The organism is Xanthomonas sp. LF02-5 (genome assembly GCF_034105325.1).
Classification (GTDB): domain Bacteria; phylum Pseudomonadota; class Gammaproteobacteria; order Xanthomonadales; family Xanthomonadaceae; genus Xanthomonas_A; species Xanthomonas_A sontii.
On sequence record NZ_JAXGGF010000001.1, the window covers coordinates 700,152 to 725,281 of the forward strand.

General features: G+C 66.8%; 18 protein-coding genes and 2 pseudogenes. 10 read left to right on the forward strand and 10 right to left on the reverse strand.

What is annotated here, in order from left to right; translation table 11 throughout:
* From SLW52_RS03185 to SLW52_RS03200, 4 genes are all read left to right on the forward strand, one after another.
* Nucleotides 1–3,213, forward strand: coding sequence for a DUF1156 domain-containing protein (locus SLW52_RS03185; RefSeq protein WP_284467657.1), 3,213 nt, complete (start codon nucleotides 1–3; stop codon nucleotides 3,211–3,213).
* Nucleotides 3,210–3,707: a hypothetical protein gene (locus SLW52_RS03190; protein WP_284467656.1), complete on the forward strand. Its 498-nt coding sequence runs from the start codon at nucleotides 3,210–3,212 to the stop codon at nucleotides 3,705–3,707. The genes SLW52_RS03185 and SLW52_RS03190 overlap by 4 nt, the downstream gene beginning before the upstream one ends.
* 10 nt (nucleotides 3,708–3,717) lie before the next feature.
* Nucleotides 3,718–6,495 (forward strand): SNF2-related protein, encoded by a 2,778-nt coding sequence (locus SLW52_RS03195; protein ID WP_284467655.1) that lies wholly within the window; start codon nucleotides 3,718–3,720, stop codon nucleotides 6,493–6,495.
* Between the two features lie 348 nt (nucleotides 6,496–6,843).
* Nucleotides 6,844–7,140: a hypothetical protein gene (locus tag SLW52_RS03200; protein WP_226980572.1), complete on the forward strand. Its 297-nt coding sequence runs from the start codon at nucleotides 6,844–6,846 to the stop codon at nucleotides 7,138–7,140.
* 164 nt (nucleotides 7,141–7,304) lie between these two features.
* Here SLW52_RS03200 and SLW52_RS03205 read toward each other — a convergent pair whose 3' ends face one another.
* The 6 genes from SLW52_RS03205 to SLW52_RS03230 form a co-directional block, all read right to left on the reverse strand.
* Nucleotides 7,305–9,125 (reverse strand): XVIPCD domain-containing protein, encoded by a 1,821-nt coding sequence (locus SLW52_RS03205; protein WP_152182001.1) that lies wholly within the window; start codon nucleotides 9,123–9,125, stop codon nucleotides 7,305–7,307.
* Nucleotides 9,126–9,130: 5 nt separating this feature from the next.
* Nucleotides 9,131–9,739 carry a hypothetical protein gene (locus tag SLW52_RS03210; protein ID WP_284467654.1) on the reverse strand — a complete coding sequence of 203 codons (609 nt, stop codon included), beginning with the start codon at nucleotides 9,737–9,739 and terminating at the stop codon, nucleotides 9,131–9,133.
* 155 nt (nucleotides 9,740–9,894) lie between these two features.
* Nucleotides 9,895–10,626: a hypothetical protein gene (locus SLW52_RS03215; RefSeq protein ID WP_320739437.1), complete on the reverse strand. Its 732-nt coding sequence runs from the start codon at nucleotides 10,624–10,626 to the stop codon at nucleotides 9,895–9,897.
* A gap of 63 nt (nucleotides 10,627–10,689) precedes the next feature.
* Entirely contained in the window at nucleotides 10,690–11,112 is a 423-nt protein-coding gene (locus SLW52_RS03220) for a hypothetical protein (RefSeq protein WP_320739436.1), read from the reverse strand.
* Nucleotides 11,113–11,190: 78 nt separating this feature from the next.
* Nucleotides 11,191–11,451 (reverse strand): hypothetical protein, encoded by a 261-nt coding sequence (locus tag SLW52_RS03225; protein ID WP_320739434.1) that lies wholly within the window; start codon nucleotides 11,449–11,451, stop codon nucleotides 11,191–11,193.
* Nucleotides 11,452–11,598: 147 nt separating this feature from the next.
* Nucleotides 11,599–12,060, reverse strand: coding sequence for a GNAT family N-acetyltransferase (locus tag SLW52_RS03230; protein WP_320739433.1), 462 nt, complete (start codon nucleotides 12,058–12,060; stop codon nucleotides 11,599–11,601).
* Nucleotides 12,061–12,286: 226 nt separating this feature from the next.
* Here SLW52_RS03230 and SLW52_RS03235 point away from each other — a divergent pair, with 226 nt between their 5' ends.
* Nucleotides 12,287–12,928, forward strand: coding sequence for an HD domain-containing protein (locus tag SLW52_RS03235; protein WP_320739432.1), 642 nt, complete (start codon nucleotides 12,287–12,289; stop codon nucleotides 12,926–12,928).
* A 124-nt stretch (nucleotides 12,929–13,052) separates the two neighbouring features.
* Nucleotides 13,053–15,569, forward strand: a complete 2,517-nt coding sequence (locus SLW52_RS03240; RefSeq protein WP_320739431.1) for an excinuclease ABC subunit UvrA — start codon at nucleotides 13,053–13,055, stop codon at nucleotides 15,567–15,569.
* Between the two features lie 372 nt (nucleotides 15,570–15,941).
* Here SLW52_RS03240 and SLW52_RS03245 read toward each other — a convergent pair whose 3' ends face one another.
* From SLW52_RS03245 to SLW52_RS03255, 3 genes and pseudogenes are all read right to left on the reverse strand, one after another.
* Nucleotides 15,942–18,224 carry a glycoside hydrolase family 3 N-terminal domain-containing protein gene (locus SLW52_RS03245; protein ID WP_017916167.1) on the reverse strand — a complete coding sequence of 761 codons (2,283 nt, stop codon included), beginning with the start codon at nucleotides 18,222–18,224 and terminating at the stop codon, nucleotides 15,942–15,944.
* A 218-nt stretch (nucleotides 18,225–18,442) separates the two neighbouring features.
* Nucleotides 18,443–19,033, reverse strand: a complete 591-nt coding sequence (locus SLW52_RS03250) for a hypothetical protein (protein ID WP_320739430.1) — start codon at nucleotides 19,031–19,033, stop codon at nucleotides 18,443–18,445.
* Nucleotides 19,034–19,065: 32 nt separating this feature from the next.
* A pseudogene (locus tag SLW52_RS03255) lies at nucleotides 19,066–19,539 on the reverse strand (DUF4291 family protein).
* 485 nt (nucleotides 19,540–20,024) lie between these two features.
* On the opposite strand from SLW52_RS03255, the gene SLW52_RS03260 reads away from it, so the two are divergent.
* From SLW52_RS03260 to SLW52_RS03270, 3 genes and pseudogenes are all read left to right on the forward strand, one after another.
* Nucleotides 20,025–21,410: a DUF763 domain-containing protein gene (locus tag SLW52_RS03260; protein WP_267093659.1), complete on the forward strand. Its 1,386-nt coding sequence runs from the start codon at nucleotides 20,025–20,027 to the stop codon at nucleotides 21,408–21,410.
* Nucleotides 21,411–21,708: 298 nt separating this feature from the next.
* Nucleotides 21,709–22,350, forward strand: a complete 642-nt coding sequence (locus SLW52_RS03265; RefSeq protein ID WP_320739429.1) for a phosphatase PAP2 family protein — start codon at nucleotides 21,709–21,711, stop codon at nucleotides 22,348–22,350.
* 124 nt (nucleotides 22,351–22,474) lie between these two features.
* Nucleotides 22,475–22,990: pseudogene (locus SLW52_RS03270) on the forward strand (DNA-binding protein); the annotation flags it as partial.
* A gap of 367 nt (nucleotides 22,991–23,357) precedes the next feature.
* Here SLW52_RS03270 and SLW52_RS03275 read toward each other — a convergent pair.
* Nucleotides 23,358–23,708 carry a nucleotide pyrophosphohydrolase gene (locus SLW52_RS03275; RefSeq protein WP_284467647.1) on the reverse strand — a complete coding sequence of 117 codons (351 nt, stop codon included), beginning with the start codon at nucleotides 23,706–23,708 and terminating at the stop codon, nucleotides 23,358–23,360.
* A 155-nt stretch (nucleotides 23,709–23,863) separates the two neighbouring features.
* Between SLW52_RS03275 and SLW52_RS03280 the strand changes: the two genes are divergently transcribed.
* The gene (locus SLW52_RS03280) at nucleotides 23,864–25,027 is read left to right on the forward strand and encodes a zinc-dependent alcohol dehydrogenase (protein ID WP_017911294.1); all 1,164 of its coding nucleotides are present in this window, start codon (nucleotides 23,864–23,866) and stop codon (nucleotides 25,025–25,027) included.
* Nucleotides 25,028–25,130: the final 103 nt, after the last annotated feature.

Consider the following 25,130-nt stretch of genomic DNA (forward strand, 5'->3'; position numbering starts at 1 on the left):
ATGGCCACCAAGAAAGAACTACTCCAACAAGAAGTTGCCAAAGCCGTCGGCGCAGGCAAGGCGGTCGCACTCGAAACCGTCGACTTCAACGACCCGAACCGCCCCAAGACCTGCCTGGAGGTGGATTTCCCCATCCTGCCGGTCAATCAGGTGGCGATCATCGAAGGCAACGCGGGCAAGCCGATCTACCAGATGTCGAAGTGGTGGGCGCGGCGGCGTTCCAGCGTATTCCGCTCGATGTTGATCGCGGCGGCCACCAAAGCGCCGGACGACCCGTCGCACGCAGCCAAACTGGTGTGGGACAACTACTACGCCAACCACCAGAAGAAAGGCGCGTTCAAACACCTGAAGGTGGCGGACATCTTCATGGGCGGCGGCACCACGCTGGTGGAAGGCTCGCGCCTCGGGATGCAGATGGTCGGCAACGATCTCAACCCGGTCGCGTGGTTCGTGGTGAAGCAGGAACTGGCCAATGTCGATCTGGAGCAAGTGAAGAAGCTGCTCGCCGACATCGAGGCCGAAGTGAAGCCGCAGATCATGCCGTACTACTTCTGCGACGGCCCGCAGGGCGAAAAAGGCAAGTGGACGCATCTGCCCAGCAACAAGGCGATGCCCGCAGACTTCGACCCGCTCGCCATTCCGCGTGAAGAGCGCAAGGAATACCGCTACGAAGGCCCGGAGATCATCTACACCTTCTGGGCCAAGCATGGGCCCTGCCAAGTGACGGGCTGCGGCCACCGCACGCCGATCATGACCAGCCCGGTAATGGCGGTGAAGACGCTCACCGTCAAACACTGGGCACATAGCTGCGGCAAGTGTGGCGAGAGCTTCGACGTGGAGGAAGAAGCCGCGCGCATGGCACCCGATGCGCCGTTCTACGTCGCGCCCACCGAAGCGCCGTATTCCGTGCTCGACCGTAGGAAAGGCGTGATCTGCCCGCACTGCGGCCACACCGCGATGGTGAATCTGGGCAAGGGCAAGAACAAGAAGGTGGAACTTAGCCTGTTGGTGCATCCTCAATGGCTGGCGGGCGAAGCGAGGCAGGATGCAAACGGCCAGCCCTACGGCGGTTCGGCGCAGGACGATGTGGCGGCGACCACGCGCTGGGATGCTGCACGCGCCGCGAAGATTCGGTTGCTCGAGGTGCGCGGCGCGCTGCCGGATGAAGTGACCGACCCGGAAACGGGTGTCACCTTCGCGCCCGAGAAAGGCACGGTGCCGAAGAAGTCGAACTACGCCTGCTCGGCCTGCGGCACGGTGCAGGATGTGCTGACCACCATCAAGGCTACGGGCAAGACCGGCCAGATGGCCGCTTACGCGGTGCAGGGCTACGCACCGAAGCGCGATGAAGCGGGCAAGCCCTACAACGGTCGCTTCTTCGCCGCCTACGACACGACCCATGCCAAGCAATATGACGCCGCGTTCGCGGAATGGGAAGCGCGGAAGGACGCCGACCTGAAGGACTACTGGCCGCGTTCCGAACTGGCCTACGGCTTCATGACCCACCACCTGCAGGGCGGCGTGCCGAACCACGGCTTCACGCACTGGTGGACGATGTTCAATCCGCGCCAGCTACTCGTTCACGCGCAGCTGCTGAAGGCGATTGTCGAGGTTGGACTCTACGAATGGAAAACGCGCGAGTATGTGCTCGGTGCGTTCCAGCAGTATCTGCGCAACCAGAGCCAATTCACTCTATGGAATGTGCAAGGCGACAAGCTGGAACCACAGTTTGCAAACAACAACTTTCATCCCAAGTCAACCGTTGTGGAGAACTGTGTGTTCCCTGCGCTTGGGCGCGGTAACTGGGCGGCCTGCGTCGAGGGCATTGTTGAGGGGCGCGAATGGGCAGTAGATCCTTGGGAAGCCGCAAGCCTTGAAACACTGAAGCGACAGGCTCCTGCGTTGGCAGAGCAAATTTCTGGCAAAAGCGTGAAGGTCTTTCCCGGTGATCCTGTTGGCGAAGTTGGCGTGTTCCAAGGCTCGTCCACCGATCTCACACACGTCCCTACGGCCAGCCTTGATCTGGTCATCACCGATCCGCCCTTCGGCGGCCTGTTGCACTACTCGGAGCTGTCCGACTTCTTCTACGTCTGGCTGCGCCTCGCGCTGAAGGACAAATATCCCGACTACTACCGCGCCGATTACACGCCCAAGTCGCTGGAAGCCGTGGCCAACCGCGCGCGCGAACCAGAAGACCCGGATGGCTTCTACCAGCGCCTGCTCACGCAGTGCTGGCGCGAAGCGCATCGCGTTTTGAAACCGAGCGGCATTTTGGCCTTCACCTTCCACCACAGCGAGGACGAGCCGTGGGTAGCGGTGCTGGAATCGCTGTTTGATGCGGGCTACTACCTCGAAGCGACCTACCCCATCCGCTCCGATGAAACCAAGGGCGAAGGCGAGTTCGGCTCCAAGACCATCGAGTACGACATCATCCACGTCTGCCGCAAGCGCACCGAAGAACCCAAGCCGGTGAGCTGGGGCCGGATGCGCCGCGAGGTGATGGCCGATGTGCGCCAGTTGCAGGCCATGCTGGAAAACCACGCCAAGGAAGGCCTGCCAGCAGCCGACATCCAGGTGATCCGACGTGGTAAGGCGCTGGAGTACTTCTCGCGCCACTACGGCAAGGTGTACGTGGACGAAGGCCGCACGATTTCCGTGCGCGACGCGTTGGTGGGCATCAACCAGCTCATCGACGAGGATGCCGACAAGGGCAAGGAAGCGCCGCCGGTCAACGCCGAGCCGATCACGCGCCAATTCCTGCGCACCTTCGGCAACGCGCCTGAGCTGAAGCGCGATCAGTTGCAGAAATTCCTGAAGGGCTCGATCACCACGCCGGACGAATTCGTGCAGCGCGGCTGGTGCGCGGAGAAGAACAAGGTGTTCACCCGCATCAATCCGCTGGACTTCGCCCGCGAGTGGTCGGGCAAGCATCGCCGCAATCTCAAGTCGGATCTGGATCAGGCGCTGGTGCTGATCGGCGCGTGCTTCGACGGCAGCGGCATCAATGCCTCGGACACGCTGAAGAACGAGAACTTCAAGCCGCACGTCGCGCTGAAGCCGCTGCTGGAATGGCTGCACCGCAACGGCCCGGATCAGACCACCCGCAACGCAGCCTCGCGCGCGGTGTCCATCCACAACGCATGGCACGCGAGCCAGGCACCCCAGCCCGCGCAGGGTTCCTTGTTCGATGACGATGGGGAGTATGAACAATGAGACAACTGCGCGACCCGGTCTGGCAGGTGCGCGGCACCAGTTGGGTGTGGGACGAAGAGGCCCGCAACCAGATCTGCGCAGCCAGTGAGGTCTGGAGCCTGCGCCAGTTCCTCCGTGCGAAGGGAAACTGGCCGGACGACCTGCCCAGCAATGGCGGCAGGACGCTGGTGGTGGCCGGGCTGGATGGCAGTCTCGATCTGCTGACGCCGGGCGATGCCGAAGCGTGGCTGGGCGATGCGATCAAGCCCGCCATCCTGTCGTTTCAAGATGAGTGGGGAAGCGATGGCGCGCTGGTCTTCTGGCTGCCCGGCGGTCACAGCCGCGTCAGGGCGAATACCGCCACCGATGAGGTGGGTTGGCTATGCCACGCGCCCCACGGGCATCAGATCGACCTCGGCCGCATCTTGTGGGGCCAAGCCAACGAGTACCCGCAGGAGATTCTGCTGCGCGACAGCGGCAGGCCCGCTGGCCTGTTCCACCTGCGGATTACTTGAGGGTGGCTGAGTGACGGCAGAGATTCAGTTCCAACCCGGCGAGCGCATCACCCACCCCGAGTACGGCCAAGGGGTCGTCCTCGACCCGGCGCGTGACGGCTATTTGCGCGCGTTCTTCGGCGTCGGCGAACGCCGGGTGCCGGTGGCGTCGCTGCGGCGCGAACTCACGCGCACCGAGCGCATCCTGCGCGCCGTGGATGGCGGCGCGGAGCGGTCGCGCAAGGCGTGGCTGTCCTACGAGGCGCACGCGCTGCCGGTGATGGAAAGCGCCTCGGCGCTGACCTCGGCCAAGATCGACCTGCTGCCGCATCAGGTGGTGCTAACCCACCGAATCGCCACCGCCTCGCCCCGGCGCTACCTGATCGCCGACGAGGTGGGCTTGGGCAAGACCATCGAAACCGCGCTGATCCTGCGCGAGCTGGCCAGCCGGGGCGAATTGACCCGCGCCTTGATGGTGGTGCCTGCGGGCCTCGTGAACAACTGGCACCGCGAGCTGAACGAGGTGTTCAACCTCGACTTCGAGGTGTTCGGCTCCGAAGGCGACATCACCGACCGCAAGACCAATGCCTTCGCCAAGCACGACCGGCTGATCGCCAGCATCGACACGCTGAAGCGCCCGGCGCGCATCAAACGCCTGCTGGACGCGCCGCGTTGGGATCTGGTGGTGTTCGATGAAGCGCATCACCTCACCGCCTACAAAACCGGCGGCAAGGTGCGCAAGACCGAGAACTACAAGCTGGCGGAGGCGCTGAAGGATCACTCACGTGACCTCGTGCTGCTGTCGGCCACGCCACACCAGGGCAATCACTTTCAGTTCTGGATGCTGGCGCAACTGCTGAACCCGACGCTGTTCCGCAGCCCCGAGGAGATGTTGGAGGAACGGCATCGGCTCAACACGGTGATGTTCCGCCGTACCAAGGCCGACGCCTGTCAGCCCGATGGCTCGCCTCTGTTCGCACGGCGCTGGGTTCACACCGAATCCTTCGTGATGAACCAGGCCGAACGGCTGTTCTACGAGAAGCTGCGCGAGTACCTGGAGGACGGCTTCGACCTCGCGCGCCGCCAAGGCAACCAGGGGCGTGCGCTGGGCTTCCTGATGGCCATCTTCCAGAAGATCGCGGCATCGAGCTTTGCTGCCGTGCGCCGCACGCTCAAGCGCCGCCTGCTGATGCTGACGCTGCACGAGGCGTTTCTGCGCGACAAGGAACTGGACATCGAAGGCCGCGAGCGCCTGACCGAGGAGGCGCGCGAGCTGATCCACGAGGAGTTTGGCCTACCACGCGACAGCATCGGGCGCAGTGAGGTGGATCGCGTGCTGGCCGATCTGAAGTACCGGCTGGTCAAGAAGCTGGACGAAGAGGCGCTGGAAATGGCCTCCGACCCTTACGCCAGCGAGTATTCATCCTCGCACGCCGAGGAAGCCGCGTCGGCGGTAGTGGATCTGCATCTGCCGGAGGAGCGCCTGCGCATCGGCGACCTGCTGCGGGTGTTCCCGGCAGAGCGCGAAACCAAGATGCAAAAGCTGCTCGACGGCTTGGGCACGCTGTGGCGGCAGAACCCCAACGAGAAGATCGTGATCTTCGCCACCTACCTCGGCACGGTGGACATGATCGCCCGCGAGATCGAGCAGACCTTTCCCGGCCAGGGCGTCGCCGTGCTGCGCGGCGGTGATCACGGTGCGAAGGTGGCGGCGGAGCGTCGCTTCCGCCTGAAGGACGGCCCGCGCGTGCTGGTCTGCACGGCGGCCGGGCGCGAAGGCATCAACCTGCAGTTCGCCCGCGTCTTGTTCAATTTCGACCTACCGTGGAACCCGATGGATATGGAGCAGCGCATCGGGCGCATCCATCGCTACGGCCAGAGCCATACCGCGCAGGTCTACAACCTCGTGCTGTCGGACACCATCGAAGGCCGCATCTTTTTGCTGCTCGACGAGAAGCTGACCGAGATCGCGCGCACGGTCGGCAAGGTGGATGAGCAGGGCAATGTGGCCGAAGACCTGCGTGCGCAGATTCTGGGGCAGTTGTCGGAACGCTTGAACTACGACCGCCTGTACCAGGAGGCGCTGTCCGACCCGGAGCTGAAGCGCACGCAGGTAGAGCTGGAGGCGGCGCTGTCGAACTCCCGCGAGGCGCGACAGGTGGTGTTCGACCTGTTCCAAAATCTCGACGGATTCAGTCTCGACGACTACAAGCCCTTCTCGGACGTGTCGTCTGGTCTGGATCGGTTGGTGCGCTTCCTCTCAGCGGCGGTCGCGGATCGCCAGCAGAAGTTGGTCAAAGTGGACGATGCGACCTACGACCTCGTCACCGCCGAAGGTACCCGCCGCGCCCGCTTCACACTGAGCCGCGAAGCCGCGACCAATCAGGACGATCTGCAGCTGATGGGCTTGGATCACCCCTTGGTGCAAGACGAGTTGGGTCGCTGGCGAAGCGTGCCGCCGGAGGAAGTCGGCATCGCCGTGTCCGGCGACGTCGACGAGCCAGTGCTGCTGTCGCTGTGGCTGGTTGAAGCATCCGCTGGCAAGGGCGAGCGCCGCGTGGTGGTGCAGCCCATCGCCGTCAAGCAGGACGGCACGCGCGTTCCAGCGGTCGAGCGCCTATGCGAGAAGTACCTGCGAGCGCCATCCGCCACGCGGACTTTCCAGCCGGAGCAACGGATCGACTTGTTTTCCGGGGTGGTCGAGCCGACCTTGCAACGGGAGCTGAAGCATAAAGGGGCGGCGAGCGGGGACGGCAGCTATTCGGCGGAGCTGATCGGCTACGTCGAAATCGCCGTAAGCGAGAACTGATGCTTGTAGCAGGCGAATTGGCTGGCCTTGAAGGCTGTGGCTATGTGGGGTGGCCACAGCCTTCGAGGCGAGGCCTAAGGGCTTGACGAGACGATTAATTGGTAGCACGCTCTCCTCACGGAGCCTAGAAACTCCGCACACAGCGGTACCCACCTCCGACAAACCGGTGGGTTTTTTTGTGCTTGCATGCTTTAGGCAGGTGCAACCGACGCAACGTCTGTGTCGGGAGGGCGGTGAATACAACACCCGCAAGGGGAATAAGCCCGCCGGCTGTGTGCGGTTTCTAGCCTCCCGACTTCCCGTCCGCCATTTGCGGCGGACGGCCACTTCATGGAAGGAGAGGCGACGATGTCGGAATACAGAGCGGACGATCTTGAAATGGCGGGCTATTTTCTGCCCGAAGAAAGCCAGTTCCAGCTGGTGCGGCTGGGCGAGTTCATCAAGTTCCTCGCAAGACTGGCAGAGCCACGCAGCGTGGCCGAAGAGCGGGAGGCCGCGCCGAAGGTGCGAGCGGGCGAGCTAGCGGTGTGCATGGAATTGCTCGCGGAGCAGATGGACATGGTGCTACGCGAGGTGTCGTGGACGGCGCAGCGTCAGTCTCCGTATCAGCCACAGGGCTACGGCGCCGATAGCGGGGCGCCATGACGGGTCCTCCTCTGCGGTAGGCGAGTCGCCATTCGCCCATGCTTGCAGTCTCCGGTCGACGGAGTCGCCGCTGTTGTGCAGCCCGTCGCTTGCGGCTACCGGCGCCACCGCGGCCGGGCCGATGCCGTGTCCGCACTGATACATGTGAAGAGGGCGTGCGGCAACTACATCGAACGCACCGGCACCGACTGCGCCTGCACGGTCTCCTGCTGTTGGCTACGTTGCAGTTCCTCTGACCTGACTTGCTGCTGCACCGCCTCCAGTTGCGCGAAGCGCTGTTCCGCCGGTACCGCGAGCGCGTCCTGTATGGGCATGTGCGCTCGGTGTGCGGCGGGGTCGGGCGATGGGTGGCCGGTGCGCCACAGGTGCACCACCTCGCCGCTGCCCAAGGTGGCGGTTGGCTTGTTGGCGGCGATCTTCAGGTCGTCCCTCGCCGTGAATCCCTTTTCGCCCGCCAGCAGCAACAGGCTTGCGCTCAGCCGCTCGCTGTTCTCGTCCCACGGTTTGCCTGCTTGTTGATCCAGCCCGCGCACGCCATCGCGAATCTTCTCGAACAACGGGGTGTCGGGATGTCCAGGGTCGCCCGGCTGGGTGCGTCCTGCTTGCGACGGGGCGAGCTCGGGCGTTGGACTGATGTGCTGGTGGGAATCCTGGGTGTGTTGCAGCAGGCCGGGTGTTGGCGGGGTCGTACTGGTATCCCAGAACGCCTGAGGGGTGGCTGTGCTGCCTTGCGGCAAAGCGATGCCGTTGCGCTCCAGCAAGGTCTCATTGAAGTGCAGGCGTTGCATGTTCAGATGCATTTGCGGCGCGACGCCGCGGATGGAGTGCGCGTTTTCTCTGTCGATCTTGATCGCGCGGCTCAGTGCCAAGGCGCCGTAGTAATTGGGGTAGTCCGAGTCGCCGTGATAGCCGATGCCGGTTGTCTGATCCACTGACAGGCCAGGCGTGCCTTTGGGAAGCTTGTCGAAGTAGTAGTGCCCTTGTGCGGCAATGTTCTCCGGCGTCATCGGGAGCGAACCGTCCGCATTGAAGCTGAGTCCTGGTCGTGCTCTGGCTTGACTAGGATTGGCCGGGTCTGCTTCGACAAAGTCCTTGATGCGGCTATTCGGAATGCCTTTCATGGCGGTCAGATCGACCTGAGGGTTGATCTGACGCTCTCGATCGATCAATGCGTTCCAGCCCGAAATTTGTGCCTTGGCCTCATCCTCCCGGTTTCTTGCAACCAGGTTTTCGATAGGAACCGTGTAGTCGTTGATCGGATTGTTGTCGCTGGCGATCGCCTTCACGGCGGAATCGAATTGACGATAGGCGCCGACCATCGGCACTTGATTGAAGGCGTGTTGGGTCTCGTGGCCCAGTACGAATGTCAGGTCGGTAGCGCCGTTCTGATTGAACCGGCTTGGCGATTGCCCCAGCGTAGTAGGCGGGATGCTCATCGTCTTGTTTGCAGGATTGAAGGTTCCGCCTGCGACAGTTCCGCTAAGAGGTGCAAAATTCTCAAGCAACATGTGCTGTTGCCGGTTGCTACTGGTGTTGCTGTCGATCGTGGTGACCGCTCGCTTCATTTCGGTGGCCAGTGCGGGAGAGCTGTTGATCGTCGCTTGCAGATTGGTGACCATGTCTTGGGTCACCGCATGGCTTTGCTGGTTGGCGTCTACATAGGTGGTGTGAGCGAAGCGTATGCTCATCTCCTGCAGACGCAGAGTACCGCGCAAATCTTCTGCAGCGGCGGAGCCGGGTTGGAGTGTGGGAAGGGTGACAACCCCGGACGACTTGTCGTAAGACCCGATCAACGATTGGGAGCCGCTTTGGCTCAATGCGAAGCCGCTCAAATGACCGTTGGCAGCTTCTTGATTCAGGCGCTGTGTAAGGTCCTGATCTGCAGCAATGGTTGCGCGCAACTGTGCTGCCTGATCGGCGGTGACTCCGGGCTGGCTGCCGAATCGCGCCAAGGCCGCCTGCAACTGTGCGTTAGCTTCTGGCATTGTCGTCACCCTTCTAGTTTGTGGAGGCTGATCGCTTCGATGCAGGTTCCGCCAGGTGCGTCTGGAGACTTCAGTGCTTTGTTCTGGGGGATGATTTGGATGTAAAGATCGTTGCGCGAATAATAGAAGGAAAGCGCCCAGCCGAACTCGTTGTAGGACGTTGGCTCGGGCTTGAAGCCGTGCTTCTTCAAGGAGTCATCGTAGTTTTTCAATATCAGGTCGCATGGCGGTGAATTTGCTTCATTTGTACCTCCTGCTGCGGATATTTCCAGATTTACATTCGAGTATCTTGGAAATTTCTCGTCGAAGTTGTAGGTGAGGTTGTACTTCCAGTTTTCTTGGGAATTCAGTACGTAGAACCCGGAATTTTTCGCTTCATCCCTGGTGAATGGGACGTCCATGAGCCGTTGCAGCGACTCCGCGGACAGGTCATCGAATTTGTCGATAGTCTCTATCATCGCTAGGAAGCGATGGCCCAGTTCGGCTGGCGTCATTTCCGTGTGCTCCTTCATGTTTCCTGCTTGTCGCTCGTTGGCTGCCAAGCCGGTGGTTGCGCAGGATGTTGATAGAAAGATGATTGCTATGGCCAATGGAATCGTTGAAGTTGCTTTCACGTTGCCTGCTCCATTTTTGCTGGCCTGGACGTTGCTTCTTCTTGCGCCGCACAACGACGTCGACCTCAAACGTTTATGTTTGGGTGTCCCATGGATGTCTTATTTTTGATCGGAGCAATGGTGCATACGCATCCACCATTTGCTTTGCATAAGCGTTAATAGCTCGTTGGCTTGCCGCTTTCGATAGGGTACTGCGCTGCCGGGCTGATGTCGTAGACCATGGGGATGGCACGGATCGCCTTCCGTTCAGGGCGTTTAGGGCCGACGCTGCGGATCTGCTGGACCATTGTGTCATCGGGGTGGTCGGCACGTGTGGGATCCGGTAAGTGCTGCCTTTCCTGCCCCTCCGCTGCGTGATACCGCAGCTCCTCGGTGCGTTCCGGCGACAGCATGCGGTTGCCGATGCCCGGTTCGAGGCGCCTAGGGAAGCGCTGCACCGGCACATCCATTAGTTCGCCGAAGGTGCGGTAGGCGGAGTTGCTGTTGATGGTCTCGCCGAAGACCTTGAAGCCGTAGTTCGGATAGTCGCGGTCCTGGGCGTTGAGTTCCTGCACGGCGCGCACCGCGGTGTTCCAGCGCTCCAGGATCTCGTGCTTGTCGCCGGTGGCCACCGTGCGTGACGGTTGGTCGTCGCGGATGTAGGTGGTGCTGTCGACCTTTTCGCCGATGGAGCGGGCGTACGCAGGATCGTGCGGGTAGTGCCAGGCGCGCAGCGAGTGCCGGGTTTCGTCGGTGCCGATGGGGATGGCCTGGCCGGTCTGGCGATCGGTGACCAGGCCATGCAGTTCCGCCACGGCCTTGCCGTGTTCTTCGCGCAGCACCCAGAAGGCGTGGCCGGCGATGCCGATGACGCCGAGCGAGCGGGCTTCGATGGCGTAATTGGGCATGGTCGTGTCCTTCCTTGGTCGCTGTACGGCGCGGGAGTCAGAACTATCGTGTGCTATTCGGGCTCACAGCGGCCGCGTGGCGACGCAGCGATCCAACGCGGTCTTGAGATCCTGCATCGCCTGGTCGGCGCCCAGGTCGACGAAGTAGGCGCCGGCGCCCTTGAGGGTGAGCTTGGCCTGGTTGGCGCCCGGTGGGCGCTCCAGGCGCAGGCGAAAGCCGCTGCGGTTGGTTTCGGGGAAGTCGCCCGATTCCAGGATGCCCTTGGCCAGGTCTTCGCGGGTAACCTTGGGCCAGGAGCTGCTGGTCTCCGACAGGGTGGCGATGCTGGATTCGGCGCAGTCGAACAGGCGCTGGTTGGGCAGGTCGGCCGGGACGCTCAGCACCGCCGAGGCCATGGGCGTCTTGCGGGCGGCGGCGGGCATGCTGCAGGCGCTGGCGACCAGCGCCAGGCCGGCGAATTGGGCGATGCGGTGCCATGGCGTCATGAGGACGTTCCTTGCGTGCGCGGTGGCGAGCTTCCTGCTCGGCGCATGATGCCGGATGCGTCTTGGGCTGTTGCGCGGTCAGCGCCGTGCGCGACGCCAGGCGATCAGGGCCACGGCAGCCAGGGCGGCGACGGTGCCGACGGCGGCGACCTGTGCCGCGCGCTTGGCGCGTTGTTCGCGCAGGCGCAGCGCGTCGCTGCTGGCGTCGTCGGCGGACAGCGGCGAGCGGTACACGCTGTGCGTGGCGGCGCGGCCGGAGATGGCGGCACGGCGCGCGGGCGGGGTCGGGGCACTGTCGGTAGCGGTGTCGTCCACGGCGTGGGCGGTGTCGGTGATCATGGTGGGTTGCATCCTTGGCGCTGCGTTCATGCGTGTCTGTCGATCGAGCGGTCGGTTGGTGGCTGACGCCCTATCTTTCCAAGCGCCACGTTAACGCGGCGCGGGGGAAAAGTAATGTGCAGACGCCCGGGTCCCGCTGGCGTTGGCTCAGCCGACCTGGCGGACCATCAGCAACACGCGGGTGCCGTAGGAATCGGCTTCCTGCACGGGCTGCCAGCCGTGGCGGGCGTACAGGCCGCCGTCCAAGTGCTCGGTCTGCAGGTACAGGGCGTCCAGGCCCAGGTCCGCGGCGTCTGCCAGGGCATGGGCGAGCAGGCGACCGGCGATGCCGCGCCCTCGATAGGCATCGGCGACGTACATGCCGCCCAACCAGTACGGATATTGCGGAAAGGCGTCCATTTCCCGGTCTTTCAGCTGCACCACGGCGATCGGCTGGGCGCCATCGAAGGCGGCCAGCCGCCGCGGCAGGCCATGCGCATCCGCGGCGCGCTGGAGTTGGCGCAGTTCGTCGTCCAGCGTGAAACCCGCTTCGCGGCCCCAGGCCGCGTGGTACCAGGCGGCGATCTGCGGCAGTTCCGGGGCGTGCTGGTCGAGATGACGGACGTTCATGCGTGCGAGCGTTGCGGTGGTGCGGGAACAGGGAAGTGTAAGCGGGGAACGCGCTTGAACCAGGGCAGGGCTGCACGGCAGCCCGCGTCCGTACGCGTTGTCGGCCGATCAGATACGCCATGGCTGCCACACGCGGCTTGAACGGTAGCCACGTCCACTCGTATCTCCACGCGCTCACGCCGGCAAGTTTGGCGATAATGCCGGCCTGTTCCGTCAGGATCGCCGCATGACCGCTCTCACCGAACGTTACGCGCGCGCCGTGGACTACGCGCGCATCGCCCACGCCGGCCAGTTCCGCAAGGGCGGCACGGTGCCGTATCTGAGCCACGTGCTGGGCGTGTCGACGCTGGTGCTGGAGGCCGGCGGCGACGAGGACCAGGCGATCGCGGCGCTGCTGCACGACGTGGTGGAGGATTGCGGCGCCGGCCATGAGGGCGTGATCCGCGCGCAATTCGGCGAGGCGGTGGCGGACATGGTGATGGCGTGTACCGACGCCACGGCCGAGCGCAAGGCGGTGCCCGCGGACGTGCCGGCCAAGCGCCGCGACTGGCGCATCCGCAAGCAGGCGTACCTGGCGCATCTGGCGCTGGCCCCGGATGCGGTGCTGTTGGTGTCGGCCTGCGACAAGCTCTACAACGCGCGCAGCATCGTCGCCGACCTGGAAGATCCCGAGGTCGGTGCGGCAGTGTTCGAGCGCTTCACTGCTGGGCGCGACGGCACGTTGTGGTACTACCAGGCGCTGCATGCGATCTACGCCGAACGCGGTGTGGCGGTGCTGCGCGCCTTCGCCAGTGCGGTGACGCGGATGCAGGCGCTGGCCGCGCGCGACGAGGATGCCGACACGCTGGTGGCGCCCGTGGTGGGTTGATCTCCGCCTCAACGGCGCTGCGTGCCGCTACGCTACCGAACACGCCGCAGCAAAGTCGCCGCGACACGCTCGTGGCAGCCGACCGGCTAAGCTTGCGCGCTCCTTCGCGTTGCCGGTCCCGCCCATGTCCACGCCTTCTGCTTCCGCCGCTTCCGGCTTCGTGCGCGTCCGCGGTGCGCGCGAGCACAACCTCAAGGATGTGGACGTGGAGCTGCCGCGCGATGCGCTGGTGGTGTTCACCGGCGTGTCCGGTTCGGGCAAGTCGTCGCTGGCGTTCGGCACGCTGTTCGCCGAGGCGCAGCGGCGCTATCTGGATTCGATCTCGCCGTATGCGCGGCGCCTGATCGACCAGGCCGGCGTCGCCGATGTGGACGCCATCGACGGCCTGCCGCCGGCGGTGGCGCTGCAGCAGCATCGCGGCGCGCCGAGCACGCGCTCGTCGGTCGGCAGCGTCACCACCATCTCCAATTCGCTGCGCATGCTGTATTCGCGCGCCGGCACCTATCCGCCGGGGCAGGACATCATCCATGCCGACGGCTTCTCGCCGAACACGCCGGCCGGCGCCTGCCCCACCTGCCACGGGCTGGGACGCATCTACGACGCCACCGAGGCGTCGATGGTGCCGGACCGTTCGCTGAGCATCCGCGAGCGGGCGGTGGCGGCGTGGCCGCCGGCCTGGCACGGGCAGAACCTGCGCGACATCCTCACCACGCTCGGCCACGATGTCGACGTGCCGTGGGCGAAGCTGCCGAAGAAGACCCGCGACTGGATCCTGTACACCGACGAGCAACCGACCGTGCCGGTGTACCCGGGTTTCAGCCTGGCCGAGACCCAGCGTGCGCTCAAGCGCAAGCAGGAGCCGGCGTACATGGGCACCTTCAGCAGCGCGCGCCGTTACGTGCTGCATACCTTCGCCAGCACGCAGAGCGCGCTCATCAAGAAACGCGTGGCGCAATACCTGATCAGCACCGCGTGCCCCAGCTGCGACGGCAAGCGGCTGCGCCGCGAGGCGCTGTCGGTGACCTTCGCCGGGCTGGACATCGGCGCACTGTCGCAGCGCCCGCTCGGCGAGGTGGCCGACCTGCTGCGGCCCGCGGCGGAAGGCCGCCTGCAGGGCCGCTCACGGCATCCCGAGCAGGCGCTGGCCGCGCAGCGCATCGCCCAGGACCTGCTGGCGCGGATCCAGGTGGTGGAGGCGTTGGGCCTGGGCTATCTGACCCTGGAACGCAGTACGCCGACGCTGTCGCCGGGCGAACTGCAGCGGCTGCGCCTGGCCACGCAGATCCGCTCGCAGCTGTTCGGCGTGGTCTACGTGATGGACGAGCCGTCGGCAGGCCTGCATCCGGCCGACACGCAGGCGTTGCTGGGCGCGCTTGACCAGCTCAAGGGCGCGGGCAATTCGCTGTTCGTGGTCGAGCACGAGATCGACGTGATCCGTCATGCCGACTGGATCGTCGATGTCGGCCCCGGTGCCGGCGAGCACGGCGGGCAGGTGCTGTACAGCGGTCCGCCCGCGGGATTGGCGCAGGTGCAGGCCTCGTCCACGCGCCGCTACCTGTTCGCCGAACCGCACGCCGCTGCGCAGGCGCCGCGCTCGCCGGCGGGCTGGCTGCAGTTGCGCGAGGTCAGCCGCAACAACGTGGTCGCGCTGGACGTGGACATCCCGCTGGGCGTGTTCACCACGGTCACCGGCGTGTCCGGCTCGGGCAAGTCCTCGCTGGTCAGCCAGGCGCTGGTGGAGTTGCTGGGCACGCAACTGGGGCAGGCGCCGGCCGAGGCGGAGGAGGAACTGGATCCGCTGGAGCGCGGTGCGCGTGTCGCCACCGATGGCTACATTGCCGGCGGCCTGGAACACGTACGGCGGCTGGTGCAGGTGGACCAGGCGCCGATCGGGCGCACGCCCCGCTCCAACCTGGCGACCTACACCGGCCTGTTCGACCATGTGCGCAAGCGTTTTGCGGCCACGCCGGCAGCGCGCAAGCGCAAGTACGACGCCGGGCGCTTTTCGTTCAACGTCGCCAAGGGCCGCTGCGAGACCTGCGAAGGCGAGGGTGCGGTGAGCGTGGAGCTGCTGTTCATGCCTAGCGTGTATGCGCCGTGCCCCACCTGCCATGGCGCGCGCTACAACGCCAAGACGCTGGAGATCGAACTGCGCGGCCAGAACATCGCACAGGTGCTGCGCATGACCGTGGCGCAGGCGCTGGATTTCTTTGCCGACGATGCGGCGATCGCGCGGCCGCTGCAGGTGCTGATGGAGGTGGGCCTGGGCTATCTGCGCCTGGGCCAGCCGGCCACCGAACTGTCCGGCGGCGAGGCGCAGCGGATCAAGCTGGCCAGCGAGCTGCAGCGCGCACAGCGCCGCGGCACCGTGTACGTGCTGGACGAACCCACCACCGGCCTGCATCCGGCCGACGTGGACACGCTGCTGCGGCAATTGCACGGGCTGGTGGAGGCGGGCAACACCGTGGTGGCGGTGGAGCACGACATGCGCGTGGCCGCGGCCAGCGACTGGATCATCGACATGGGGCCAGGCGCGGGCGGGGCGGGCGGCAAGGTCGTGGCGGCGGGCGTACCGGGAGTGGTGGCGACGCATGCAGGCAGCCGAACGGCGCCTTTCCTGGCTGCGGAATTGGCGGGGTAGGCGCGCGCGTCGCGGCGCGTGGTCTTCGTCAGTTCCGACACGGCGAGGGCATGCCGGAATGCACGAGGATGCAGTCGCAGCGAGCGAAGCCTGCCGGGTGCCAGACCCTGCAAAGCGTCGGGACTGAAGTCCCTCCCACAGTGCACCCAGGTAAGGCTCCGCACGGCTCTGCGGGAACGGCTCCGAGTAGTCTGAAAGCCGCCTGGAGCCGCTCCCGCAATGAGGTCTCATGCCGCGTCGCGCATCGCGCATCGCGCATTGTGACGCGACAGCCCGCAGTGCCGCCGACGTGAAACGCCGCCCACGTTGGCCACGCGTCGGCCACGGTGGCGACCGCGTGGCCGCCACCGCCAGCGGTTGCCGCGGCGGCGATCAGCCCAGCAGTTCGAAGCTGGCCGTCAGTCCCGGTGCCTGCGCCGAAGGCGCGACCCACAGATCGAACTGGCCCGGTTCCACCGTCGGCTTGAGCGCCTGGCCCACGAACAGCAGATCCTCGCGGCGCAGCACGAAGTCCACGCTGGCGCTGCCGCCGGCCGGCACCGCGACCTTGCGGAAATCCTTCAGTTCGCGCACCGGGCGGGTGATGCTGGCGCTGCGGTCGCGGACGTACAGTTGCACCACTTCCTCGGCGTCGCGGTGGCCGCGGTTGTGGATGCGTGCGGCGATCTTCAGCGTGCCGCCGGCGGCCAGCCGCGACGTGCTCAAGGTCAGTTCGCCGTACTCGATGCGGCCATAGGTCAGGCCGTGGCCGAACGGGAACAACGCGGTGTTGGAGATCGTGCGGTAGTGGGTGGTGAAGGGCGTCAGCGCGTTCGGGCGCGGATCCGGGCGACCGGTGGGCTTGTGAGCGTAGTAGTACGGCGACTGCCCGGATTCGTGCGGGAAGCTCACCGGCAGGCGCCCGGAGGGGCCGTGCACGCCGAGCAGGATGTCGGCCAGCGCCGGGCCGGAGGCCGAGCCGAGGAACCAGCTGACCAGGATCGCCGGCGCGTCCAGCACCGCGCCGTCGAGCACCAGCGCACGGCCGTTGCTGAGCACCACCACCACCGGCGTGCCGGTGGCCGCCACGGCGGCCAGCAGCGACTGCTGCGCGCCGGGGATGCTGATGTCGGTGCGCGACTGCGCTTCGCCGGAGTAGCGCAGCGGTTCGCCGATCGCCAGGATCGCCACGTCGGCGGCGGTCGCCGCGGCCACCGCTGCCTGCACGCCGCCGGGCAGTGCGTGTTCGAACGCGCAGCCTTCCACCACCTGCAACGTGGCCGGATCGGCGAGTTGCGCGCGCAGGGCCGTGGCCAGGTCGTTGCCGCTGTCGTCGCCGCCGAACAGCGTCCACGGTCCGGCGCTCTCCACCCAGTTGCTGGCCATCGGCCCGATCAGGGCGATGCGCTGGCCCTGGCGCTTGAGCGGCAGCAGTTCGCCCTCGTTCTTGAGCAGCACCACCGATTTGCGCGCGGCCTCGTGCGCCAGCGCCAGCGTCTCCGGGCGCCGCTGCCGCGCCTGCGCGCGCTCGGGCACGATGCGCAGGAACGGGTCGTCGAACAGGCCCAGCGCGGCCTTGAAGCGCAGCACGCGGCGCACCGCGTCGTCAAGCCGCGCCATCGGCACCGCACCGTCGGCGACCAGGCCAGGCAGGTGCTGCAGGTACAGCCCGCTCTGCATGCTGATGTCCACGCCGGCCAGGAACGCCAGCCGCGCCGCGTCGCGCGCATCGCGGGCGTAGCCGTGCGCGACCAGTTCCAGGTCGCCGGTGTAGTCGGAGACGACCAGGCCGCTGTAGTTCCACTCGCCGCGCAGCACCTGGCTCAGCAGCCAGGTGTTGGCGGTGGCGGGCACGCCGGACAGCTCGTTGAAGGAGGCCATGGTGGTCACCGCGCCGGCGCCGAAGGCGGCCTGGAACGGCGGGAAATACACCTCGCGCAGGGTGCGCTCGGAGATGTCGACGGTGTTGTAGTCCAGGCCGGCCTCGGCCGCGCCGTAGGCGGCGAAGTGCTTGGCGCAGGCGGCCAGCGCATCGGCATGGTCGATGCCCTCGCCCTGGAAGCCGCGCACGCGGGCCTCGGCGAAACGCCGGCCCAGCAGCACGTCCTCGCCGCTGCCTTCCACGCCGCGGCCCCAGCGCGCATCGCGGGCGATGTCGACCATCGGCGCGAAGGTCCAGTCGATGCCGACCGCGCTGGCTTCCAGTGCGGCGGCACGCGCGGTGCGTTGCGCCAGCTCCGGCTCGAAGCTGGCGGCTTCGCCCAGCGGCACCGGGAACACGGTGGTGAAGCCGTGGATCACATCGGCGGCGAACAGCATCGGGATCTTCAGCCGGCTCTCCAGCGCGGCCTGCTGCAGTTGCTGGTGCCAGCGCACGTTGGAGCCGTTGAAGATGCCGGTCAGGCGTCCGGCGCGCGCCGCGGCCAACTGGCCCTCGGCGGTGGGGCGCACGTTGACCGGATTGGCGGCGGCCGCCGCATCGGTCTGCTGCGCCGAACCGAACAGGGTCAGCTGCCCGGCCTTCTCTTCCGGCGTCATCCGCGCGATCAGCGCATCGATGAAGGCCGGCGTCTTCGCTGGCGTGCGCGGCAGGGCCAGGCCCATCGGCACGTGCGACAGCAACGCGAACGAACCGGCGCCGAGCAACAGCCCGCGCCGCGTGGTACGAAACGTCATCGGCAAATCCCCTGTTTGGACCCCGATGGTCACGCTACCTCATCGGGAGCGAGAAGTTGTGATGCGGTGCACGATAATCGTGGGTCGGCAGGCGCGCTCCCTGGAACATCACCGTGCAGCCGCGTGATCGCGATGGGGCGACCGGCAGGGGCGATGCCGTCGCCCACGTGGGCGTAGACGTCGCGCTTGGCGCAGCCGCGTCTTGCTTGCTCAGCCCGCTACCAATCCAGCGTTTCCAGAAAGCGCGCGGCCTCGACGTCGCTGCCCAGATAGGCGGCCAGCGACGCGGCGACCGCGTTGCGGGCAGTGGCGCACAGCGCGGCGCTGTCGTCGAATGCGGCATCGCCGAGTTCGGCCATAGTGTTGGCCATGGTCGCCAGACCACCGAATGCGATCTCCAGGCTGGCGGCCAGCGGTCGGGGGCGCCATGCGCCGGCCCCGTGGAACGCGAACAGCACGCCGCCGTTGGCGGTGTCGAGGATGACAGGGTCCGCGCCCTGGTCCGCGATCACCAGCCAGTGGTCGCGCCAGGCGGCAATGGGCTTGCCGTCGATCGCGTTCCAGCGGTAGCCGGCCTGCAGCGCCCACAGCTTGCACAACGGCGGAATGTCGAGCGGGTTGCCGCCGAGTTGTAGCGACAGGCCGGTCGGGCCGGCCGTGGCGTCGTGGATGTCGCCCCATGGCCCCACCTGCGCATAGAAGTCGGCGAGCGCCTGTGGCAGCGGCAGCGTGCCCTGCCAGTCGGATGCAGGTTGCGGACGCAGTTCGCCCCAGGAGGCGAGCAGCGTGCGGAGGGTGGCGTAGGACATCGGGCGTGTGGCGACAGTCGACCTGAGGCGCATTATGCCCGGCGCGTGTCGTGCGCCGTGTGCGTGATGCCGTGCCGGCAGCGCTTGCAACGGGCACCTGGCGCGTGCGGCGCTGCGGCCGACGACAGGGCTGGTTGTCCAGCCCGATGTTCTGCGCCGCGCTGGCTTGCGGCACGTGGACCAGCTCGTGCGGCACCTGCCGCGATGCTGTCGGGGTCCCATTGCAGGCGCACATCGGACCGCTCGATCGCGTCTTTCCACGCGACCTGACTGGCGAAGCGCGCCGGATCGAAGGTCGACGGGGCCGTGGCACGCAGTAGGGGGTCGAAGCAGGCGCGTGGCAGCAGGATCGCCAGGATCCGCTCCTGTCATTGCTTCCGCGCCCAACCGGCGCGGGACATCATCCACAGGAAATTCGGCTTGATCCAGCTCATCCGGTGGTAGCTGAACTCGCCGCCGAAGCGCTGGTGGTCCATGGCGAACTGCGCAATCGCAGGGCGATCCACCTGGTAGACATCGATCGCATCGGTGTCGAAGCACGACAGGATGTCACGACCCCGGCGCGGCCAGGTGAGCTGCAAGGCAGCGCAAGGAACGGGATGCAGCGTCGCGCAGCCTGCGTCGTCGCAGCAACGTCGTCGATCCGCTGTCGCGTCTCCCGTGCCGGCCGGATGCCGCGCGATGCGTTCGCCTGGATCGGGACGCCAGCCGTAACGCCTCTCAGGGCTGAAGCCTCGACGGCAGGCGCGTTTGCGCGGAGGTGCCTGCCGCCGTGAGAGCGGCGCTGACTTCCTGTGGGATCCAGTTGCCCGCCGGCGTCGTCGAAAGGCATGCCCAGCGGGACACGCAACGAGCAGGGCCGATCCATGCAGCGCCCTGGGTGCTTTCGCGCGTGCGGCCGCACTGAATCACTCAGCCTGCGCTCGCCTCCAGACTCGCGCGCTGAGACCCGCACTGGCTACCCTGGTGCACCCCGTTCCTCGGAGCCCCCATGAGCCGACGTTCCGGCAGCGCCGATCTGCCCCTGCACGGCGGTCGCGTGCCGCACTGGCTGGGCGCGCGCATGACCCGGCTCGGCGCGGTGATGTGCCAGGCCATCGTGCACAGCTATGGCCGCGACGAATTGCTGCGGCGCCTGGCGCATCCGTTCTGGTTCCAGTCGCTGGGGGCGGTGATGGGCATGGACTGGCATTCCTCCGGCATCACCACCAGCGTGCTGGGCGCGCTCAAGCGCGGCCTGGCGCCGCTGTCCGGCGAACTGGGCATCCACGTGTGCGGCGGCCGTGGACGGCATTCGCGGGCCACGCCGGACGAGCTGCAGGCGGTGGGCGAGCGCACCGGCCTGGACGGCGCGGACCTGGCGCGGGTCAGCCGCCTGGTGGCCAAGGTCGACAGCGCCGCGGTGCAGGACGGCTTCGACCTGTACCTGCACGGTTTCATCGTCAGCGACGACGGGCGCTGGGTGGTGGTGCAGCAGGGCATGCACGGTGCGCGCAAGCAAGCACGCCGCTACCACTGGCTGTCGGAAGGCCTGAGCAGCTTCGTCGATGCACCGCATGCGGCGATCGACGGCCCGCGCCAGGGCCACATCGTCAATCTCGCCGATCATCGCGCCGCCGCCGCGCGTGCGGCGCAGGTGGAGCTGTTGCAGACGCTGGCACCGGAGCGCATCGCCCGCGAATACGCCGCGCTGGAGGCCGCGCAGACGCCGGCATCGGCCGCCACGGCGCCGACCCACGCCGCGCAGGGGCGGGGCGCCACCGCGCCGGCCGCCGATGCGCTGTTCGCGGAGACCGGCGACCTGTTCGCGCCGGCGGCCGCCACGGTGCCCGAGCGCCGGCCGGCCGACCTGCCGCATCTGTCGCTGCCCGACCACCACGACGTGCGCGGCAGCGACATCGTGGTGCGGCGACTGCACGGGGCGCTGGCCGCCGCTGCCGAATGCGGGCCACGCGATTTCGCCGACCTGCTGCAGGTGCCGGGCGTTGGTGCGCGCACGGTGCGCGCGCTGGCGCTGGTGGCCGAGGTGCTGCACGGCGCGCCGTGCCGTTTCAGCGATCCGGCACGGTTCTCGCTGGCCCATGGCGGCAAGGACCGGCATCCGTTCCCGGTGCCGACGCGGGTCTACGACCACACCATCGGCGTGCTCAAGACGGCGGTGGCGCAGGCCAAGCTGGGCCGCGAAGAGAAACTGGACGCGATCCGCCGCCTGGACGCGCAGGCGCGCCTGCTCGAACCGGCCGCGCGCGGGCCGTCGGTGGACGACTACATCGCCGAAGAGCGCGCGCAATCGCATGCCTATGGCGGGCGCAGTGTGTTCGGCTGGGAGCCGGCGCCGGAGGCTGTGGCGGAGCGGCGCGCCGCACGCGCAAAGTAAGAGCTCGGCTAGTGGTCTGGGTACGACGCGATCGAACCGGCTGTCGGGTGTCGTGCAGGCGTCGACGGCGATTCGCCCGCAATGCGCGAATCCATCTGCGCAACCGACCTCGTTGCAGTCGGGACTGAAGTCCCTCCCACAAGCAGGGACTTGTGGTCAGCGCTGCCGTCGGCACTCGCGCACAAGATCACGGTTGCGCCTCTCCGGGAGTCCGCTGTCATGCGATAGCGCTGGTCGGAGGAGGGGACGCGGTCTGAGCGCGTGCCAGGTTCCTCCCGTTCGAGCGATCGCCCGTATCATGGCCGCCCCCGGCGCACGGCGTCGGGGGCTCCGAACGACGCGTACGCCGAAGGACGTTTTCCCCAGCATGTGGTCTGCCATCAGCAACTTCGGCGACGCGGCGATGACGCTGCCGCTCGCGCTCGTCTGCGCACTGTGGCTGGCGCTGGGTAGCGCGGGATGGCGTGCCGCGGCGACGTGGCTTGGCCTGCTGGCGAGCGCCGCGGCCCTGGTCGGGGCGACCAAGATTCTCTACGCCGGCTGTGGGGTGGAGCTGCGCGCGCTGCAGTTCCGGGTGATCAGTGGACACACCATGCTCGCCGCCTGCGTATGGCCGATGGTCTGCATGCTGTGTCTGCGCGCCCGTCCGCGGCCGCGGCTGGCGATCGCCTGCGGTTTCGCCATCGCCAGCGTGATCGCCATTGCCCGCGTCTACGCGCGAGCGCACAGCCTGTCCGAGGTCGCGGCCGGTGTGGTGGTCGGGGCGGCGGCGACGGCGTGCTATCTGCAGTGGCGCGGTGCGCCGCAGCTGCCCGCGCACCTGCGCATGTACGCCATCGTGTCGGTGGTCCTGGTCGGCGCGTTGATGTACGGACGACACGCGCCGATCCAGCATGCCATCCAGACCTATTCGCCGGCGTTGTGCGGTCGCGACAGCTGATGGCGCCGTCTTCCGCGTGCAGGCATATGCACGTGCGCTTCGCCTGTCGTATGCCTGCTCTTGATCTGCGCGTTGCTACACCCGGAGCCGATGGCCGTCGTGGCCGCTTTCAGGAGATGTATCGATGCCGGAGCAATCCACCACCACCCGTGCGCGCCGCGCCAAGCGCGAAGGCAAGGCCGGCACGACCCAGGCCGGCGAGTTCGTGCGCGAGGAAATCGACCGCGTGCGCGAGGGCAAGACCCAGGTGAAATCGACCAAGCAGGCGATCGCCATCGGCCTGTCCAAGGCGCGCCGCGCCCGGGTCAAGACCGGCGCGTCGAAGACCGCGTCGAAAGCCACCAGGAAGAAGGTTGCCCAGGAAGAGGCCAAGGGCGGCAAGCAGGCCAAGCCGTCGCCAACGCGCTCGCGCGGCGCCAAGAAGGCGCTGAAGACCGCCAGCAAGGGCAAGAGCGCGACGCAGACCGTGGGCAGCCAGGCGCTGTCGACGCAGACCAAGCGCGCGGCGAAGAAGCGTAGCGCCAGCAGCCGCTCGGCCGCGGCGAAGAAGGCCGCGCAGACCAAGGGCGCGACGGTGCGCAAGAGCGCGGCCAAGAAGGCCGCGAAGACCCGGGCCAAACAGGCCGGCACGCGGACGGCCGCCGCGAAGAAGATCTCGGCGAAGACCGCTTCGGCCAGGAGGGCGCCGGCCAAGAAGGCCGCGAGCAAGAAGGCGGCGAGCAAGACTTCTTCGGCAAAGAAGACTGCGACCAAGAAGACGGCCTCGAAGAAGACGGCATCCAGGAAGACAGCGTCGAAAAAGTCGACGGCGGAAACCTCGGTCGCGAGGAAGACGCCAGCGAAGAAGAGCGCATCCAGCAAGCGTAAGACCAGCAAGCGCGCAGGCAAGACATCGTCCGCGCGCACACGCAGTTCGCGCTCGAGCGGCTAGTCGCTCCATGGCGCGCGGCGGCGGATGCCACCGCCGCGCGTCGACGCATCCGCGATCGGCGCGACTCGCCGGGGTCTTACAGTTCGGTGTACTTGGTGATGCGGCCCTTGGCGCGCTCCACCGGATACTTGGCGGCGTTGGTCAGCATCTTGCGCTGCGCGGCGTCGATCGGATCGATCTCCAGCTTGTCGCACAACTGGACCAGATACAGCAGCACGTCGGCGATCTCGCTGCCGACCTGCTGCTTTTTTTCTGCAGACAGTTGCTTGCTCTGCGCATCGTCCAGCCACTGGAAGTGCTCCAGCAATTCCGCCGCTTCCACCGACAGCGCCGCGGCGAGATTGCGCGGACTGTGGAACTGACCCCAGTCGCGGGCGTCGGCGAAGGCGCGCTGGGCGGCCTGCAGGTCGTGGAGGCTGTCGGGCATGGCATCGGCTCGCAGTGGGGACGGCGCATGGTAAAGCAGCAATCACGCGCGCAGGCACTGCGGTCGCGACATCGGACTCACGGCGTGGTCACCGACGATGCACGGCATCGGCGGCGACACTGCGGGCACGTGTTCGCAGACGAAAGGACCTACCCATGCAAGCTCTGACCTATCACGGCACCCGGGACGTGCGCGTGGAAACCGTTCCCGACCCGGTGCTGGTCGAGACCGACGACATCATCCTGCGCGTCACCGCCACCGCGATCTGCGGCTCGGACCTGCATCTGTACCGCGGCAAGATTCCCGATCTGCACACCGGCGACGTGCTCGGGCACGAGTTCATGGGCGTGGTGGAAGACGTCGGCCCGGACGTGCAGCGGGTGAAGAAGGGCGACCGCGTGGTGATCCCGTTCGTGATCGCCTGCGGCGAATGCTTCCATTGTCGCCTGACCGAATATGCCGCCTGCGAGACCACCAACACCGGCAAGGGCGCGGCGCTGAACCAGAAGGGCATCCGCCCGCCGGCGGCGCTGTTCGGCTACAGCCATCTGTACGGCGGCGTGGCCGGTGGCCAGGCGGAGTACGTGCGCGTGCCCAAGGCCAATGTCGGCCCGTTGGTGGTGCCGGACGTGCTGCACGACGAGCAGGTGCTGTTCCTGTCCGACATCCTGCCCACCGGCTATCAGGCCGCGGTCAACGCGGGCGTGCGTCAGGGCAGTACCGTGGCGATCTTCGGCGCCGGCCCGGTCGGGCTGATGACCGCGGCCTGCTGCCGCATGCTCGGCGCCGAGCGCATCTTCATGGTGGATCGCTATCCGTACCGGCTCGACTTCGCGCAGCGCACCTACGGGGTGATTCCGCTGAACTTCGAGGAGATCGACGATCCGGCCGACATCATCGTCGGCCAGACCGACGGGCGTGGCGTGGATGCCAGCATCGACGCGGTAGGCTTCGAGGCCAAGGGCAGCACGGTGGAGACGGTGATGGCCACGCTGAAGCTGGAAGGCAGCAGCGGCACGGCGCTGCGCCAGTGCATCGCCGCCACCCGCCGCGGTGGCACGGTCAGCGTGCCGGGCGTGTATGCCGGTTTCATCCACGGTTTCCTGTTCGGCGACGCCTTCGACAAGGGGCTGAGCTTCAAGATGGGCCAGACCCATGTGCAGCGTTTCATGCCCGAACTGCTGGAGCACATCGGCGAGGGCCGGCTGCGGCCCAACGAGATCATCACCCACCGACTGAGCCTGGCCGAGGCGGCGCAGGGGTATTCGATCTTCGACAAGAAGGAGCAGGATTGCCGCAAGGTGATCCTGACGCCGTGACCGGGGTGTGGCCGGGTGCCCCATGGCGGGTCACCCGGCCCCGGGCCCGCGCCTGAAGGTGTCGGAACGGGCGTAAAGCATGGTGCGTTGCACAACCTGCGAG

Coding starts and splice junctions, on each gene's coding strand:
- SLW52_RS03190 (WP_284467656.1), top strand. CDS start 3,210: ATGAGACAACTGCGCGACCCGGTCTGGCAGGTGCGCGGCACCAGTTGG.
- SLW52_RS03245 (WP_017916167.1), bottom strand. CDS start 18,224: ATGACGTTTCGTACCACGCGGCGCGGGCTGTTGCTCGGCGCCGGTTCG.
- SLW52_RS03185 (WP_284467657.1), top strand. CDS start 1: ATGGCCACCAAGAAAGAACTACTCCAACAAGAAGTTGCCAAAGCCGTC.
- SLW52_RS03280 (WP_017911294.1), top strand. CDS start 23,864: ATGCAAGCTCTGACCTATCACGGCACCCGGGACGTGCGCGTGGAAACC.
- SLW52_RS03215 (WP_320739437.1), bottom strand. CDS start 10,626: ATGCCCAATTACGCCATCGAAGCCCGCTCGCTCGGCGTCATCGGCATC.
- SLW52_RS03240 (WP_320739431.1), top strand. CDS start 13,053: ATGTCCACGCCTTCTGCTTCCGCCGCTTCCGGCTTCGTGCGCGTCCGC.
- SLW52_RS03250 (WP_320739430.1), bottom strand. CDS start 19,033: ATGTCCTACGCCACCCTCCGCACGCTGCTCGCCTCCTGGGGCGAACTG.
- SLW52_RS03230 (WP_320739433.1), bottom strand. CDS start 12,060: ATGAACGTCCGTCATCTCGACCAGCACGCCCCGGAACTGCCGCAGATC.
- SLW52_RS03260 (WP_267093659.1), top strand. CDS start 20,025: ATGAGCCGACGTTCCGGCAGCGCCGATCTGCCCCTGCACGGCGGTCGC.
- SLW52_RS03235 (WP_320739432.1), top strand. CDS start 12,287: ATGACCGCTCTCACCGAACGTTACGCGCGCGCCGTGGACTACGCGCGC.
- SLW52_RS03265 (WP_320739429.1), top strand. CDS start 21,709: ATGGCCGCCCCCGGCGCACGGCGTCGGGGGCTCCGAACGACGCGTACG.
- SLW52_RS03220 (WP_320739436.1), bottom strand. CDS start 11,112: ATGACGCCATGGCACCGCATCGCCCAATTCGCCGGCCTGGCGCTGGTC.
- SLW52_RS03225 (WP_320739434.1), bottom strand. CDS start 11,451: ATGATCACCGACACCGCCCACGCCGTGGACGACACCGCTACCGACAGT.
- SLW52_RS03275 (WP_284467647.1), bottom strand. CDS start 23,708: ATGCCCGACAGCCTCCACGACCTGCAGGCCGCCCAGCGCGCCTTCGCC.
- SLW52_RS03200 (WP_226980572.1), top strand. CDS start 6,844: ATGTCGGAATACAGAGCGGACGATCTTGAAATGGCGGGCTATTTTCTG.
- SLW52_RS03205 (WP_152182001.1), bottom strand. CDS start 9,125: ATGCCAGAAGCTAACGCACAGTTGCAGGCGGCCTTGGCGCGATTCGGC.